At 31.4% G+C, this 17,195-nt stretch carries 13 protein-coding genes; 7 read left to right on the top strand and 6 right to left on the bottom strand.

Features of this window, described 5'->3' with window-relative positions:
- Positions 1-48: 48 nt before the first annotated feature.
- The 4 genes from BW723_RS12900 to BW723_RS12885 all read left to right on the top strand — a co-directional run bounded on the left by BW723_RS12900 (position 49) and on the right by BW723_RS12885 (position 3,831).
- Positions 49-1,029, top strand: a complete 981-nt coding sequence (locus BW723_RS12900; RefSeq protein WP_068360332.1) for a YheT family hydrolase — start codon at positions 49-51, stop codon at positions 1,027-1,029.
- Positions 1,030-1,103: 74 nt separating this feature from the next.
- On the top strand, positions 1,104-2,174 hold the full coding sequence (locus tag BW723_RS12895; protein ID WP_175335412.1) for a putative type IX sorting system protein PorV2: 1,071 nt from the start codon (positions 1,104-1,106) through the stop codon (positions 2,172-2,174).
- 5 nt (positions 2,175-2,179) lie between these two features.
- Positions 2,180-3,352, top strand: coding sequence for a lipoprotein N-acyltransferase Lnb domain-containing protein (locus tag BW723_RS12890; RefSeq protein WP_068360340.1), 1,173 nt, complete (start codon positions 2,180-2,182; stop codon positions 3,350-3,352).
- A gap of 14 nt (positions 3,353-3,366) precedes the next feature.
- Complete coding sequence (locus tag BW723_RS12885) at positions 3,367-3,831, top strand: GNAT family N-acetyltransferase (protein ID WP_068360342.1); 465 nt, start codon at positions 3,367-3,369, stop codon at positions 3,829-3,831.
- Positions 3,832-4,230: 399 nt separating this feature from the next.
- Here the strand turns inward: BW723_RS12885 and BW723_RS12880 are convergent, their stop codons facing one another.
- From BW723_RS12880 to BW723_RS12870, 3 genes are all read right to left on the bottom strand, one after another.
- The gene (locus BW723_RS12880) at positions 4,231-4,656 is read right to left on the bottom strand and encodes an Ig-like domain repeat protein (protein WP_068360346.1); all 426 of its coding nucleotides are present in this window, start codon (positions 4,654-4,656) and stop codon (positions 4,231-4,233) included.
- 365 nt (positions 4,657-5,021) lie between these two features.
- Positions 5,022-5,513 carry a hypothetical protein gene (locus tag BW723_RS12875; protein ID WP_068360348.1) on the bottom strand — a complete coding sequence of 164 codons (492 nt, stop codon included), beginning with the start codon at positions 5,511-5,513 and terminating at the stop codon, positions 5,022-5,024.
- Positions 5,514-5,899: 386 nt separating this feature from the next.
- Entirely contained in the window at positions 5,900-7,510 is a 1,611-nt protein-coding gene (locus BW723_RS12870) for a tetratricopeptide repeat protein (protein WP_068360351.1), read from the bottom strand.
- 210 nt (positions 7,511-7,720) lie between these two features.
- On the opposite strand from BW723_RS12870, the gene BW723_RS12865 reads away from it, so the two are divergent.
- Positions 7,721-10,738: a T9SS type A sorting domain-containing protein gene (locus BW723_RS12865; protein WP_068360354.1), complete on the top strand. Its 3,018-nt coding sequence runs from the start codon at positions 7,721-7,723 to the stop codon at positions 10,736-10,738.
- Positions 10,739-11,304: 566 nt separating this feature from the next.
- On the opposite strand, the gene BW723_RS12855 is transcribed toward BW723_RS12865, so the two are convergent.
- A complete protein-coding gene (locus BW723_RS12855) occupies positions 11,305-12,780 on the bottom strand; it encodes a serine hydrolase domain-containing protein (protein WP_068360357.1) in 1,476 nt (491 codons plus the stop codon).
- Positions 12,781-13,060: 280 nt separating this feature from the next.
- Between BW723_RS12855 and BW723_RS12850 the strand changes: the two genes are divergently transcribed.
- On the top strand, positions 13,061-14,053 hold the full coding sequence (locus BW723_RS12850; RefSeq protein ID WP_068360361.1) for an IS110 family RNA-guided transposase: 993 nt from the start codon (positions 13,061-13,063) through the stop codon (positions 14,051-14,053).
- A 164-nt stretch (positions 14,054-14,217) separates the two neighbouring features.
- Here the strand turns inward: BW723_RS12850 and BW723_RS12845 are convergent, their stop codons facing one another.
- Together BW723_RS12845 and BW723_RS12835 are read right to left on the bottom strand one after the other, a co-directional pair.
- Positions 14,218-14,763, bottom strand: a complete 546-nt coding sequence (locus tag BW723_RS12845) for a dihydrofolate reductase family protein (RefSeq protein ID WP_068360364.1) — start codon at positions 14,761-14,763, stop codon at positions 14,218-14,220.
- Positions 14,764-14,944: 181 nt separating this feature from the next.
- Complete coding sequence (locus BW723_RS12835) at positions 14,945-15,832, bottom strand: putative phage abortive infection protein (RefSeq protein ID WP_068360370.1); 888 nt, start codon at positions 15,830-15,832, stop codon at positions 14,945-14,947.
- Positions 15,833-16,182: 350 nt separating this feature from the next.
- Between BW723_RS12835 and BW723_RS12830 the strand changes: the two genes are divergently transcribed.
- Positions 16,183-17,148, top strand: coding sequence for a transposase (locus BW723_RS12830; RefSeq protein WP_068360373.1), 966 nt, complete (start codon positions 16,183-16,185; stop codon positions 17,146-17,148).
- Positions 17,149-17,195 lie beyond the last annotated feature (47 nt).

The following is a 17,195-nucleotide window of genomic DNA, read 5'->3' as shown; positions in this document are numbered from 1 at the left end:
TCTTAATTGTTAATTTTTTGGGATATTTGTAAGAGATCAAAAAAAAATATGCCTGTATTCACTTCAAACTTTTTGCCTACAATACCTTTTAGAAATGGTCATTTTAATACGATGTACAGACCACTTTTTATGAAAGATAAGGCAACTTATACAAGAAAGAGGATTACAACTTGGGATAACGATTTTATAGATTTAGATTTTTCTTTTGTAAATTCTAAAACCTTGGTATTACTTATTCATGGATTAGAAGGTAGTTCTGAGTCTAAATATATTGCATCTAACACAAATTATTTAAATAGTAAAAACATAGATACTGTTTGTTTTAATTTAAGAGGTTGTAGTGGCGAAGATAACTTGCTTTTAAGCACTTACCATAGTGGAAAAACTGAGGATGTAGATTTTGTAATTCAACATCTTACAGAAAATTATAATTACAGTAATATTATAATTGTTGGTTTTAGTTTAGGTGGTAATTTAACGCTAAAATATATTGGTGAAAAGAGTGATGGAATATCAGCAAAAATTAAAGGCGGAATTGCAGTTTCTGTGCCTATTGATATTGGTTCTTCTGAATTAGAAATGGACAAACTAAAAAACAAATTATATATGGAAGTGTTTTTTAAAACAATGAAAAACAAAGTTTTAGAAAAAGCACATAAATTTCCTGAATTTGAACTCGACAAAGACAAATTATTTAAAGCAACTAAATTTAAAGATTTAGAATATTTGTATACAGTACCTGTTTTTGGGTTTGATAGCCCAGAAGATTACTGGCAAAAAGCAAGTTCTAAACCTTATATAACAAATATTAAAAAGCCAACTTTATTAATTAACGCTAAAGACGATACATTTTTATCCACTGAGTGTTATCCTTATCAAGAAGCAGAAAATTCTAATTATTTCTTTTTCGAAGCAACAAAATATGGTGGCCATTGTGGTTTTATGACATCATTTAAACCCAATGAAAATAAATGGTTAGAGCACAGAATTTATCGTTTTATCAAAGAAAATATTCAGATTGATATTTAACAAACAATATCTACCAAAAACAATAGTTAATCTAATAGGATTTAAGATATTTGTTTTTGATAAATTATAAGCTATTGAAATATAAATTTTTACTTATTTTAATCATCTTTCCACTGCTTTTAAATGCGCAAGTATTTAGAAATTACTCCAACGAATTTTTAAATATTGGGGTTGATGCTGCTGCTTTAGGAATGAGTAAAGCTGTTGTTGCCACTACAAATAATGTAAATGCAAGTTATTGGAATCCTGCTGGTTTGGTAGGTATAGAAGATTATCAAGGTTCTTTAATGCACGCTTCTTATTTTGCGGGTATTGCCAATTACAATCACGCAGCTTTTGCAATGCCAATAGATTACGAAAGTGCTTTGGGTATTTCTGTAATTCGTTTTGGGGTTGATGATATTTTAAACACCACACAATTAATTGATAGTGAGGGAAATATCGATTTTAATAGAATTAGCCTTTTTTCTGCTGCAGATTATGCCTTTAATATTGCTTATGCCAGAAATTTAATTTTTAAGGATGTAAAATTCGGAGTGAATGCTAAAATAGTGCGTAGAATTATTGGCGAATTTGCTACATCTTGGGGTTTTGGTTTTGATGCAGGTTTGCAATTCGAAAGAAATTCTTGGCAATTTGGTATAATGGCTAGAGATATAACTACAACTTTTAATAGTTGGGCAATTAATGAAGAAGAATTTGATAAAATTAAAAATGCAATTCCTGGACAAAATCAAGAATTACCAGAAACTACAGAGGTTACCAAACCAAAAATACAAGTTGGTGTTGCCAAAGAATGGAGAGTTGGCCGATATTTAAACTTACTTTCTGAGGTAGATTTAAACATTCGTTTTGAACAATCTAATGATATTTTTTCATCAAAAATTGGTAGTATAGATCCTGCTGTTGGTTTTCAATTAGATTATGATAAGTTGGTGTATTTACGTTTAGGTGTTGGTAATTTTCAATATATTACAGAATTTGACGATGGTAAATCGCTTTCTGTACAGCCCAATTTCGGAGTTGGTTTCAACTACAAAGGCATTCAAGTAGATTATGCGTTAACCAATATTGGTAGTGTTGGTAATGCGCTATTTTCTAACATTTTTTCTATTACTTTCGACTATAGTTTCTTTAGAAATTAAAACTGATGAACAAAAAACACTTACTATTTCTCTTTTTTTTATTGCTGATAAAACCTGTAAATGCACAAGTTAATCTTTCTGTATACTCAGAAGTTAGTATTATAACTGCTGGTCCAGGAACAGAATTATACGAAGCTTTTGGGCATTCTGCTATTCGAATTAAAGATCCTGTTTTACAGTTAGATTTAATTTATAATTACGGAATGTTCGATTTTAATCAGCCTAATTTTTATGCAAACTTTACCAAAGGTAAATTGTTGTATAAATTGGCTCGATACGATTTTAAGTATTTCTTAGCAAGTTATAAAAAAGATAAACGTTGGGTAAAACAACAAGTATTAAATTTAACACAACAAGAAAAACAAGCCTTTTTTAAATATTTAGAAAATAATGCTTTACCTAAAAATGCAAATTATTATTACGATCCTTTTTATAATAATTGTGCTTCTAAATTAAGAGATATTACCACCACAGTTCTAGGAGATCGAGTTGCTTTTAATGATGATAAAATTGAAAAGAACCTATCTTTTAGACAATTGATGAATAAAGAAATTCATTGGAATACTTGGGGTAATTTCGGAATTAATTTAGCATTAGGTAGTAAATTAGATCAAAAAGCAACATCAGAACAATACATGTATTTACCTGATTATGTGTATGCAATATTTAAAAACAGTGCTTTATTTATTGATAATCAACCTAAAGAACTCATTAAGAAAGAAATTACTTTATTAGATTACCAAGAGTTAGATCAGAAAATAACTCTATTTAATCCTTTTGTAATTTTTAGCATTATTGCTTTTATCGGACTTTTTATTACTTACAGAGATTTTAAAAATAACAAGCGTACTAAGTTCTTAGATTTTACCTTACTTTTTGTAACAGGAATTGTCGGAATTTTAATTCTATTTTTATGGTTTTTTACAGATCATTCTACAACACCAAATAACTTTAATTTTTTATGGGCTTTTGCGCCTAACTTAATTATAGCTTTTATCTTGTTTAAAAATAAGCATCCTAAATGGATACAAGCTTACTTTAAAATGTTGCTAGGTTTATTGGTTATCATTCCTATTTTATGGATTTTAAAAGTGCAATTATTTCCATTAGCTGTAATTCCTTTTTTAGTTTTACTTTTTGTTCGTTATTTATTTTTAGCATCATTTTATAAAAAATAAAAAAGCTTTTTTTAATGGAACATCAATTAGAAATCATTCCTTTTGAAGATAAATATGCCAAGCATTTTTACGACTTAAATGTAGAGTGGCTTAAAAAATATTTTTATGTAGAACCTTATGATGAAAAGGTGTTAAGTAATCCTAAAAAATATGTTTTAGAGCCTGGTGGTTTTATCTTTTTTGCTAAATACAATCATAAAATAATTGGTGTTGTATCTATCATCAATCAAAAAACATTTTATGAATTGAGTAAAATGGCTGTTGCTCCTCAATTTCAAGGCTTAAAAATAGGTTTACAACTAATGGAGTTTTCTATCGCTTTTGCAAAAAAACAAAACTGGCCAAGTATTACCTTATACTCACATAGAAGTTTAGTACCAGCAATAAATTTATACAAAAAAATGGGCTTCAAAGAAATACCTGTTGAAGAAGATTCACATTACGAACGTTCTGATATTAAAATGATTCTTATGTTTTAATATCAGATTTATAGATATCAAAGTATTTTTCACACTTTTAGTATATCTTTTTCGGTTGCCTATTTAAAATAACCTAATTATTCAAATGATTTTAAAAATTACTTTGCTGATGTATTTTGATTTTTTAAGGAATTTCCATTCACTTTAGTTGCAATATAAATTGCAATTCCAATTACTACAATTGTTTATAGGTTTTTCAATTTGTAATTTAAAAGAATTAAAGGTAAAGGTTACCTTTAAAAATAGTGCGGTTTTGTGAGCGAGGATTTTCCATAGGAAAATCTGGCGTTACAAAACCGCACTAACCTTTGATTAATCAAACTAATTAAGCAATATTATTATTTATCGTTATCTACCGTTTTGGGCAACATATAATCATTAATTATGCTTCAGTCAGCATCATTCAACTAAAAAAGTTCTAGGTGCTGAAGTTTCAATATTTCCGATTACATCTGTAACACTAAATATCACGCTATAAGTTCCAATTTCTTGAGGTGTAAAATTTTCGGAAATAACAAGTTCAGTTTGACTGCTTGTTGTGCTATTTACTATCTTTTCGAAGACAACAGTTTTGCTCTCATTTATAACTGTCAGTTTTATTGATGAGATTCCTGTCTCGTCAACTCCCGATGCTATTAAATTTACCTTGTCTGCCTCTGGCCATGCTCCTCCCCAATATCCTACATAGGTCTGATTTAACTGAGGACTTTGAATAGAGATCATTGGTTCAGTTGTGTCTATATTTTCCTCATTATTGGTTGAGCAACTTGTAAATAGTATTGCAAGTACAAATAAGATAATTAATTTTGTTCTGCTATTTTTCATTTATTTAATTGTTTGCGCTGTATTTTAAATAATAAGCTGTAATTCTCTGTTGAATTAAAATGTGGTTTCTAAATTTTATTTTATCAGTATTAAATTATTTAAATGTAGCTAACCAATGGTTCCTGCTTCGCTTTTATTAAATTAAAACTAACCTCAAATTTAACGTCAAATATAAAAAAATGCTTTTGTAAGACAGACTAAAAAAGTAAAATAAAAAACCAACGTTTATGTATAAGGTTAGTTGCGTTGTTTTAACAATGAATTTACTAAATAAAATAAGAACGGCGAAATTCCGAAGGAATTTCCCAAGTGACCCAAAACCAGCAATTAATTTTATACGGTGTTGTAAGATGGCTTTTTTATTTTTAAAACTTCCACCAAGTTTTTTTCGGTTCCATTGGTTTTACTTCATTTTCTATTTTCCAAAACTCTCCGTCATATTTTTCATCCGCTTTTTTGTTTGTCACGCTTACTCCATAAGGATAAATTCCGTCCTCAAGTCCGTTTTGAATCCTCTTCATTAATTTTTGAATTGGCCAACATCGAGTTCCGTCTGACAAATTCACTTCGATATTAACTTCTCCGTGAGGGTCATTGTCGTCAGTAATCCATTTCGAATCAGAAACATTTTTTATTAAAGTTTCTCCAATATATGAGCCAATCGAAAATATTTTTCCGCCATAACCTTTGGCAAGTCGACCACCTTTTATCGGTTGTCCGTCTTTAGTGTATTTTTGGATAAATCGGTCAATTTCAATTAAACTTCCCATTGAATAATCCAGTTCAATTCCATCCGATTTGAACGCTTTAACTGTCCAATTGGATTGCTTTTTTATATCTTCTAATAATGTTGCCATTCGTTTTTTTTAGATTGCTTACAATTAATGACTATGCTTAAACTTTTATCAATTTACAACTAGCCTCCTATATAATCCTAAATATAAAACAAACCCTTTTGTAAAACTAACTAAAAAAGAAAATTAAAAACCTAACATAATTGTAAAGAATTAGTTATATTGTTTAAGTAACTAAATTAGTAAATAATTACTGACCAAGAAAATCCTCTCGGATTTTCGTAAGTAGGCTATAACCAGCAATGAATTATACTCGATATTACATATAGCAGACGCAGAGCTGTTTTTTTCTCATAATTTATTCTACAAATAAATTTGTTTAAATGGCTTCCCCCCTCTTGGGTTTTGATTTCTTTATTTGCAAAAGTACGCCCGTTTTCTACTCAATATTAAATCGCAGCAATATAAATACTTAAATTATCTTCACGTTGCAGGTACATCTTTTTTCGAATGCGGTGCCTTGAAATATTAACGCTGTTTAGTGAAATACTCAACAAACGAGACATTTCTTTACTGTTAAAATTCAGTTTAATAAGCGCACAGTGTTTAAGCTCCGTAGGTGTTAAATCAGGGTGTTGCTTTCTTAAGCGTTCATAAAATCCCTGATTCACTTCTGTAAAACGTTTATTAAATTGCTCCCACATTCCGTTTTTGCCCTGCACAATAAGCCGCTTCATACTTTTATATTCTGCTACGGATGCACTTTTTAGTTTTTCTAACATCATGTAAATATGTTTATCTTTTTCAATCATCTGCAAGGTATTAGAAGTAAGCTCTCTATTTTTCATTTTCATAATTGCTTCAGCTTTATCATGCTCAAACTTTGCTTGTAATTCCATCTCTTTCTTTACAATATCCGCCTTTCTAAGCTTTAAGCGCATACGTATTACCACAATGCCAACTACTATTACAAACAGTATAAAGAAAATTAAAAGTTTTAACCTTGATTGAATTAATTTGTTATGCTCTATCGCTAAAAGGTGTGTTTTAATTTCTTCATCCTTTTTACGAATGGTCTCTTCGTGTTTATTCTTTATTTGAAACAATTCATTGTTAACTGAAGTTCTAGCATTAAACAAGCTATCGATAAGCACATTGGCTTCCTCTAAGAAATCATAAGCGATACTAGTATTCCCTAGAATTCTGTTAGTTTGTGCTAGCTTAGCAAGTAACTCACTATGAACATCGGTATGTGAATTCATCTTTTGCAATTGAGATAAACTTTCTTTATAATACTCATTCGCTCTATATATGTTCTTCTTTTTAACATAAAGATCACCCAGACTTAGACTAGATTTAACAGCAAAATTTAAGTTGTTTTTTATAAAGTATGGGTGCGATCGAAGTAAGTATTTTTCAGCATTGTCCAGTTGGCCCATCTCCAAATATATGTTGCCTCGTTCTGAGTCGATATAACTAAATTCAGATTGCCCTTGTTGTTCCTTCTTTCTAATCCTCATGCAAGTGTTCAGATAGTCCAACGCTTTGTCATAATTCTTAAAATTGCGTTCAACGATAGCCAAACCATAGTAGATATTAGCTAGACGATAACCTTTTTTAATGCTATTATCTTTTGAAAGTTGTAATGCAGTTTTCAAGTACTGCTGGCATTTGTCATAACGTTTATAAATGCGGTATAGCCCAGATAAGTCTATATGAATATCAATTATTATAAGCGGATTATTTTCCTTTTCGCCCAAAAGAAGTGCATCCCACAGGTGTTCGTAAGCCTTGCTGTATTGCCCTTTAGTTTTGTAAGCATCAGACAAGCCAATATAACATTGAATTCGTTTTTCAGTATTTAGACATTTAGTGTAATAAGGAATTAGTTTATTAAATAAATTCAAGGCAGTATCTGCATTAATGTCTAACATCTTATTCGCCTCTTGATAAACATCATTATGGTTCTGAGCTGTAATGCTATCCATACCATAAGTGCTACTAAAAGTAAATATAGAGCTTAAAGCATATACTAATATAAATATCTGAGTCTTTTTCATTTAATCACTGATTTTCAAGGTTTAAAAAGCTAAAAATTCTTTTATTGTAAATATAATATACATATCAATTGTTTCGATTGTAAATATAAAACAAATATAGTTTTTTAGGTTTTGAGGAGTATGGCGAATACTTTTGGAGTAATCAAAACATGTATTGAACCAAATAATAACCCAACACACAAAAGTGTGTAACTAAAAACTATTATTACAATGAAAAGAATTGGATTATTTATAACCCTGCTTTTTTTAGCAACACAAATTTTCTCACAAGGCTGGGGCTACAGCAATAACCGTATAGCCATTAGTGCAGATGGTAATAACCAACCAGACCCAAACACTTGGGGTGGCACAGTTACTGCAAATGCACCTGCTGCAGATGCCGGTAAAACTTTTACCTATAACTCCGCATGGCAACGTGGAGACGAGGACGATTGGAGTGCAACACCAGCCGCTTTAGCCATGTTAGCCAATGCAAATCTAGAGGCTAATTTGGTGCATTATTCTTATAATAACTTTATAGGCTCTCCTGCACATACAACCGAAACGAATGTTATGAAAGAAGGTGTGGAAGGCGCCTTAGAATTCTTTACCGAGTTTGATGCCTCTGTTTTTTTCGATGTTTCTGCTAATAATACCGCAGCCATTAATCATTTAGCTGAGCAGATTAAGATATCAACAGCAAATAATCCTTTGTATTTTGTACAAATGGGACCTAGCGAATTTTTATACCAAGCCTTAGTAAAAGTGAAAGCTGATGGTAAAGAAGATGCCATAAATCACCTTTATATTCTATCCCATAGTAACTATAACGATAATCATATCCGTAGAGCTGAGCACCACAGAGTAGAGCATATTTTAAATGATTTTCCAGTAAGTGAGGGTACAAACTTTAAACGCATTATAGATCAAAACCAGTCTTCAAATTTGAATAATGGTTGGAGTTCGTCTTCAATAAATGGCGTTAAGAATTGGACGCCTTACTTTTTCTTGAGAGATCATTTTGATCCTAGTTGTAAGTATCTATGGGATCGATTAAATATTGATGCCAAAAGCAAACCTGACATTTCTGATGCGGGTATGGTATGGTTTCTTTTAAATAACGACCAAAATGGTAACCCGAGCAAATTAAAGACTAAATTTATTAGTGGTATAAAACCTAGTAGTATTCCTGAAGCTGATGGCTACTGTCCTGCAATAGATGTATATGAAACAGAGGGTTTACTCGTATTTGAAGCTGAAAGAATAGCGCTAAAAGGAGACTGGAAGCTTGGTACAGACGAAGAATATGCTTCAGGTGGTAAATACATTTATTATGATGGCCCTAACTCTTACCAAAATCAAAATGCGAATAACACCATATCTTATAGTTTTACGATAAACACACCCGGTACCTATACGGTAAAATGGTTTGGTCGTCAAAATGAAGAAGAACGAGGAAAAGTAGAAGGCCAACAAGGTACTGATTTAAGTAATGATGCATGGCTAAAATTTTCTGATGGTATTGCTTATTGGGGTACTGAGCAAACAACATCTTGGTTTAAGTTTTATGGACGCAGTGATCCTGGATTCTGGTTGCACGGTATTGGCGAAAAAAACCACGCACACAACTGGATAAATATAAAAGTAGAACAAGCAGGAACTTATACTATGGACATTTGCGGTCGCTCTCATGGCTATCAAATCGACAAAATTGTAATGGCAACTAGTACTGCAGCTAAATTAGGAGACTTTACTAATAAAACAGAAGCACAAGCGAATAAGTATTGGTCGGAAACTGGAACAGTTGACCCTAATTGTGAAAACCTTGTAATAGAAGGCTGCGAAACGATATTAGCTAAAGACTTCACAGACCTAGAGATTGAGGGCTATGACCCAGCAACATTAGAGTGGAGAGTTAGTAAAACTTGGGAAGGAAATGCCAAAGAAATCATAAAATGTAACGGCACCAATGGTATTAATCGTCCCATTGCTGCAGAGGTAGTTTATAATGGCACCGCACAAGGTAATGCCCGCTATAAGGTTCACGCTATGCAAGAACCCGATGGCGAAAGCACCTACTCCGTTTATGTAAACGGAACAAAAGTAGGAGAACAGCAGATTTCTTCTTCTTATGATGCTACGCATAACATAGAGGATGAAAAATTAAGAAATGAAATCGAGGAATTGATTATAGACACTAAGGCTCCAATAAAGCCAGGCGATGTCATTAGGGTAACTTCGAATCAAGTTACAAACGGAAAAGTACCAGAAGGTAATAGTACTGCTACTGCTCGTGGCCGATGGTATGCCCTAGAGGTGTGCGTAGACAAGAATGATTTTGACATTACAGAAAAAGTGGCTTTCGTAAGTCCTGCAGATAAAATATCAAATGCTGCGTTAGAGATTCCGATAACCGTAAGTTATGGAGCTAATGAGCAACGAGATCTTAAAGTAGCCCTTCAAAATCCTGATGGAACGACTATAGAAAGCAAAACAATACCTGTTGAAAGAGGAGTATCGTCAACGAATGTTATTTTTACTTTGGCATCCGCTCTTCATGTTGCTGATGGCTATAAGGTAATTACAGCGCTTTGTCCTGTAGGTAAGGGAATAGAGGAAAGCATTATGACTAAGGAACATTCATTTGATGTGGTTGATGGCCCTTTATTGCCTACTGTAGATTTAGTTGATTTTATTGATGCTCCAGCAGAATTTTCAAAAGATTTATTAGAATTATCCTTTAAGGTAAGTTATGCTGCAACACAAGAGCGAGACCTTAACATTGAGCTCAAAGACCTGCAGCCTTTATACATTACTAACACAAAGATAACAGTACCTGCGGGTGAAGGTGAAAAAACGATAGTGGTAAAATTGGAAGCTCCTTTAGAGGTTGCTAATGGTTATAGCGCCATTTTAGCTATTCGTCCTGTTAACGGTAACTGGCAAACCAACATCGCTAAAAAGACCTACAACTTTAATATAGTAGATAGCAGTTTAAGTGTTGATAAGCAACAATATAATGCTTTGAATGTTTACCCTTCACCAGCTGAAGATATCCTGAATATTAGCTGCCCTGAGTTTGTAAATTCAAAGATTAGCATTATGGCTTTATCCGGTAAACTTATCACAACAGTAGATGCGCAGTCTGAACATACAACAATCGATGTCTCAAGTATATCACCTGGTATTTATGTACTTAGTGTTAAAAACGAAAAAATTTCTACCCAACGAAAAATAATAATTCGATAGCACAGAAGTAATAATCGATCTTATAGAAAAACCGAGTCAAAGTGTAAAGTCACTGGCTCGGTTTTTTTAGCATAATACAAAACAGTATCTCACTCGTTGCATATGAATCGTAGACAGCGTTGCGTAAAAGTTTAATTATGCTCCCCTATAAATAAAATAAGATAGTATCACCTAAGAATCATCACCCGATCAAAAAAGGAATAGCTAAATTTGATATGTTGTTCTAATTCTTCAATTATCGATGTTAGCATCTTAGATTCAATATTGTAACGCAACAATTTCGTTCTTTGTGTGCTTGCCAGTTGTAAGTTCGGCTAAAATTTTTAATTTAAAAGGTTCTGAATACCGTCTAATTACTTTGTCATTTCTATACATAATGTTTAAAACTATGTAGCCTTATTTCAGGACAGGGCAATATTATTGCCTACGTGATTGTGTATGGTTAGTTGCGTTGGTTTAGCGTAAATTTAGCAAATACAAACCGAATAGAAAATCCGCGAGGATTTTCGTAAGTAGGCTAGAACCAAGCAATAAATTATATACGGTGTTGGCAACAGTTTTTCTGTCTATTCTTTTTTCAATAATTCATTCAATACTTTCCTTGAACTTTCATTACCTAACTCTACTGCTTTTGTGTAACTTTTGATGGCTTCATCGTTCATATTATATTTTAAGTAAGCTTCTCCAAGTGAATCCCATAAATTACCATCTTTTGGGAATAGCTTTACATTAAGCTTAAATAATTCTAATGCCCAATCTGGTTTGTCCTCTTTTTTCAACCTGCTAAATCCTAGTCGATTTAGAATGGCGTGATCCTTGAATTCATTATTAAGTTTTTTCTTTAAAAACACAGGTAGTTTTGCTGCATTAGATGATGGGTTCGTTTTCATAAACTCAAAACTTAATTCATAAATATTTCTAGAAATTGGACTTGGCGTATAATTTGAATCAAAAATCATTTTACCAATTTCTCTTGCAACATATTCTGATTCAGGTCCTAAAAACACATTTGTTATGTATATGATAACTACGTCATCGTCTACAAACCTAACAAAATCTGCAAAATAAAGCCCATTACTACCATTGTGAGCAACAATTTTAGTGTCTCTTTTACTTTGAGATATTGCCCAACCATATGCATAAAATGATGTCTTTTTATCATTTTCGGCTACGTATGGTGTTTCTTGAACTAGTTTTGTGTTTGATGCTAAGACTACATTGTTTTTTAAAGCAATATTCCATTTATATAAATCCTCAACGGTAGAGTGAATATCTCCTTTACCTATACTGTACCAATGTTTGTCATTGTAAGGAAGATGCTCTTGAGTTGTTCCCCAATCTTCCCATTGTTCATCATTTCTGTTATAGTAGTAGCCGTGTGCTAGTCTTTCTGTGCTAAAATTGACACTCTTATATCCTGTACTATTCATTTGAGAAGGAACAAACAAAAAATCATTTAGAAAGGAATTATAGGTTTGTCCTGAAACTCTTTCTATTATCGCAGTGAGCATAATATAGTTGGCATTTGCGTATTGATGTTTTGTTCCAGGTTTTGATTGTAATTCTGATTCAAAAAATTCTTTTAGGAACTGTTCTTTACTAGCCTCATCATACCTAAAACCACCAGTTCTATTTGAAATTCCTGATGTATGCGTTAATAATTGATGAATAGTTATATCGCTTTTGTCAATAGGTGTCTGGGCAAAATATGTGCTTATTTTATCTGATGTTTTAATTTTTCCTTGTTCTACGAGTTTTAAAATAGCCGATGCTGTAAATTGTTTTGTTACAGAACCAATATTAAAAACGGTTGATGGTGAATTAGGGATTTTATTTTTCCTATCAGCCCATCCATATCCTTTAGATAAAATAATTTTACCTTTTTTAGAGACTAAAACAACTCCAGAAAAACCATTTGTTTCGCTCGATTTCAAATAAGTGTCAATTCTATTGAATAGTTCTTTATTTGTGCTTTGAGAAAAGGGATTTAATGTTAAAAAGGTTATGAAAGCGAAAAATAGTGCTTTAATAGATGAATTCATTTAATGATTTTTTTGATTGATTGATGAATAAGTCTGTCAGTTTTCTATTATGTTACAGCTTTTATACAAATTGTTGCCAACGTGTTTCTTTAGTTTGTAATATATATCTTTATTTAGTAACAGAGGAGAACTATAACGTGTTTTAGATTTTCAGTTCCAGTACACGTACGAGTCCTCTGTTGCTATAAAGTTGCAAAGAACCATTTGGAATACCAGGCGTATAAACCCCGATAAAGGAAGTAGTTTTTGCAACATATTTAATCATTCTAATTGTAAAAATATGAAAAATTACAGAGAAGTAGTAGGAATTGATGTATCCAAAAAGACGATTGATGCTTATTGTTATCATGCCCAAGTACACAAAGAGTTTAAGAACGATTTAACTGGTTACAAAAGGCTTATAAAATGGGTCTTAAAGGCAACAAAAGAAAGTGCTGTTTTTTATTGTTTTGAGAATACCGGTTATTATTCCTTAAAGTTGGCACTTTATTTACACAGTAAAAAAGTTATTTATGTAGAGGAGAGTCCGTTAAAAATCAAACGTTCATCTGGCATTGTAAAAGAAAAAACGGATAAGTTAGATGCTCAGGTAATTGCTAGGTATGGTTGGCTTCACCGAGAAGAATTAAGCCCAAGTACTGTTAAAAGCAGCTCTCATTTAGAGTTGGGTAGATTGTTAGCTTTAAGAGATCAGTTGGTTAGAAATAATGCAGGTTTAAAAGGTACTTTAAAAGAGATGAAAGTACTTTTAACAAGCTCTACAACCGATTTAGGTTGTATCAGTTTAAAACGAAGTATTGACTATCTCACAAAGCAAGTCAAAGCAATAGAAATTAGAATTGAAGAAATAATTTTTAATGATGTTTCTATGAGTAAAAATTACAAATTACTTAAAAGTATGAAGGGAATTGGCCTTGTAGTTGCTAGTCAACTTATTTATCATACAGGTAATTTTACAAGGTTTAAAAGTTGGCGATCATTCTCTAGTTATTGTGGAACCGCACCTTTTGAACATCGCTCAGGAACCAGTATTCATAGACGAAAACAGTGTCATTATTTAGGAGATAGAAAGATGAAAAGTTTATTGAGTATGGCAAGTGTTTCTGCAATACAACATGATAGTGAGTTAAAGTTATATTATCAAAAAAAGTTAGCAGAAGGAAAAGATAAAATGTTAGCGATAAATAATGTGAGAAATAAACTGATAGCAAGAGCATTTGCAGTTGTTAAAAGAGGAACACCTTATGTTGTTCTTCAAAATTATGTAGCTTAAAAAAAACTAAATTTTATTAGGATTTGATCTTGGAATACTGTATGGCTAGTTACGTTGGTTAAACACCTAATTTAGCAAATAAAAACCGAATATAAAATCCATGAGGATTTTCGTAAGTAGGCAAGAACTAGCCATTAATTATACACGTTATTGTAAGCTGGCTTTTACTTTTTATATGTCAAAACTGTTATTCCACATTCGTAGGCTTTTGCGCTTTCCAATTTTAATTCAGTTTTATAATCAACTTTCTCAAATATTGGCATTCCTTTCCCCAAAATCGAAGGATTTATGAAAAAATAATATTCGTCAATTAAATTTTCTCTAATTAGTGAAGAAACAAATTCGCCACCTCCATAGGCAATTATGTCATTTCCAGTTGAGGACTTTAATTTTTCTATTTTTTCGACTAAATCTCCTTTTTCCAAAAGGGTATTTTGCCATTCAGTATTTTCGAGCGTTTTTGTAAAAACTATTTTATTTGAGTTATTAATTTTTTCAGCACCTTCCAATTCTTTGTTGGATTTCCAATGTGGAATAAATCCTTCAGCAAGTTTTCGTCCTAATACAATGGTGTCAGTCGATTCTGTTATTTCTTTGACGAAGTTCTTTAGTTTTTCATCCCAATTCCAAATCATCCAGTCCATTTCTCCGTTTGGGCCAGAAATGAATCCATCAATTGAGAGTTGAATTTGAAGTTTTAATTTTCTCACTTTTTACTGTTTTTCGTTAAAGTTACAATCTTGTTTTCAGCTTGCTTACAACGTGTTTTTGTATGCTTTGTTGCGTGGTTTAGCACGTAATTTAGTAAATAAAAACCGAATAGAAAATCCGCGAGGATTTTCGTAAGTAGGCTTTTACTAGCAATTTTTTTACATGGTGTTGGCATTAGTTTTATTCTTCAAATTCAAATGTTATTTTAGGAAAAAGTGTTTTTAAATCAAATTCATTATTAGGATTAAAGAATTCATTCGGAATATTTTTAATCATTTCATATTCATTAATAAGTCCTAATTCATTCCATTCTCTTCCTATTGAAGAAAGTGAATTCAAAGCAAATATAGCTTGTTCGTGATTCGATAATTGTGCTCTTAAAATTTTAACATATTCTTTCTTATCTATGTTTAACTGTTTGTTATGAACATATTTAACTGTTTGGAATAAATGTCTATAGTAATGACCTAATCTTGATTGATGACCACCATAATATTTAAATTTTCTTTTTTTTCCATTTTCTTTATCTTGTTTTCGGTCTTTACTTAATTCCTTTATAATCTTATCAATTTTTATTTCATCATAATTAGATAATTCAGATTTTAAAATTCTTCTTGAGTTATAACCTGTTCCATAAAAAAAGAATAAGTAAGATATATTTATTTTATCTTTGATTGGCGTTGAATTGTCAAATTCTTGACAAACCTTTTTAAAGACTGAACGAAATTCTCTTATAAAATGGACAAATGTTTTTTTTCCATTTTCCTTTTCTAAAATAATTTCTTCAGTATTATTTTTATGAAGTGATAATAGTAAGAAAAATCTGTTTTCAAACTTTTCAATTTCTGAAGCTTCTTTTTGGTCTTTTAAAGTTTTGTATAATAAAATAACGCTTATAAGCGCAAATAATGTTCCTACGTATCCTCCAATAAAACTTCCGAACTTACTCGCTTTTTCAGCATCGATAACTTCTCCTCTAAAGGCTTGAGGAATAAAAAAGAGATGAATAATTATAAGACCAATTAGACCTATGTAAATTTCTATTTTATAATTAGATTTTTGATTCATTTTCTTTAATTAATGCCAACGTTGTTGTGTATGATTAGTTGCGTGTTTTAAGCACTAAAGTTAGTAAATAAAACACAGATAGAAAGTCCGCGAGGACTTTCGTAAATTGGCTAAAACCAAGCAATTAATTATACACGGCTTAAGTTTGTAATTCATTAAATTAGACAAATAAACAGAAAGCACAAAAGAGAGGATTAAGGTTATTATACACGTAGAGACTATGATCTCGTCAACATTGAAAATCCCCTCTCTTTTCTACACAGATTTCGTACAGTTCTATGAGGCTTTTAAGACCTCGATTTTAAGTCGTTGAAACTCGCGTAGGTTGTCCTTTCAAAAAACATTTTCTTATGAATAAAGATATAAAATATTTTGGAATTGACATTAGTCATTTAGTTTTTGATGTAACTGATTCAGATGGTAAATATTATCAGTTTAAAAATACTGTTTCAGGCTTTAAAAAGTTTGTAAAACTATTAGATAAAGATAGTCATTGTGTAATGGAAGCTACCGGTTATTATCATTATAAGTTAGCCTATTATTTACAAGAGCAAGGGGTTAAGTTATCAGTAGAAAATCCTTTATCTGTGAAGCGATTTATCCAGATGAAACTATCTAAGATAAAGACAGATAAAAGCGATTCACGTTCGATTTGTGAATATGCCCAACAAGTAGATTTACAACTATGGAAGGGTAATTCTAAACATCAGTTAGAATGCTTACAAATGACTAGACTACTTGCTGTATATACAAAACAAAGCACAATGCTAAAGAATAAATTACATAGAGAATCAGTACTAGGAAACCCAAGTAAGTTTGTTGTAAAGTCTTTAAAACAAAGTTTAAAGGATCTTGAAAAACGGATGAAAAACTTAGAAACAGCGTTGTTAGTTTTAGTTAAACAAGCGCATCAAGAAGTATTAACAAATTTAAAAAGCATACCAGGTATAGGAGATAAAACAGCGATTATGTTAGTTGTTTTAACAGATGGTTTTAAACGCTTTACAAGCGCAAAAGAGTTGTGCAGTTATGCAGGATTAACACCTGTAGTAAGGCAAAGTGGATCTAGTGTAAAGGCACGTCCTAAAATTAGTAAAATAGGTAATCAGAAGTTACGCAATTTATTGTTTATGTGTAGTTTTAATGCTTGTAAATATAATAAAGCTTGTAAGGCATTATATGATCGAATTGTAGCCAAAGGCAAGAGTAAAAAATTAGCATTAATAGCAGTGTGTAATAAGTTGCTAAAACAAGCTTTTGCAATTGCGAAATCAGGTGTAATTTATGATAATAACTATAAAAGTTCTTTGGCTTAAAATTAATGAGTTTTTACTTGTTTTTTACCACAGTACTTTGTTGTAGC

Origin of the sequence: Polaribacter reichenbachii (assembly GCF_001975665.1) — a bacterium.
GTDB classification, from domain to species: domain Bacteria; phylum Bacteroidota; class Bacteroidia; order Flavobacteriales; family Flavobacteriaceae; genus Polaribacter; species Polaribacter reichenbachii.
Note: the sequence above shows the minus strand (reverse complement) of the source record. Positions and strands in the feature narration are given on the sequence as shown.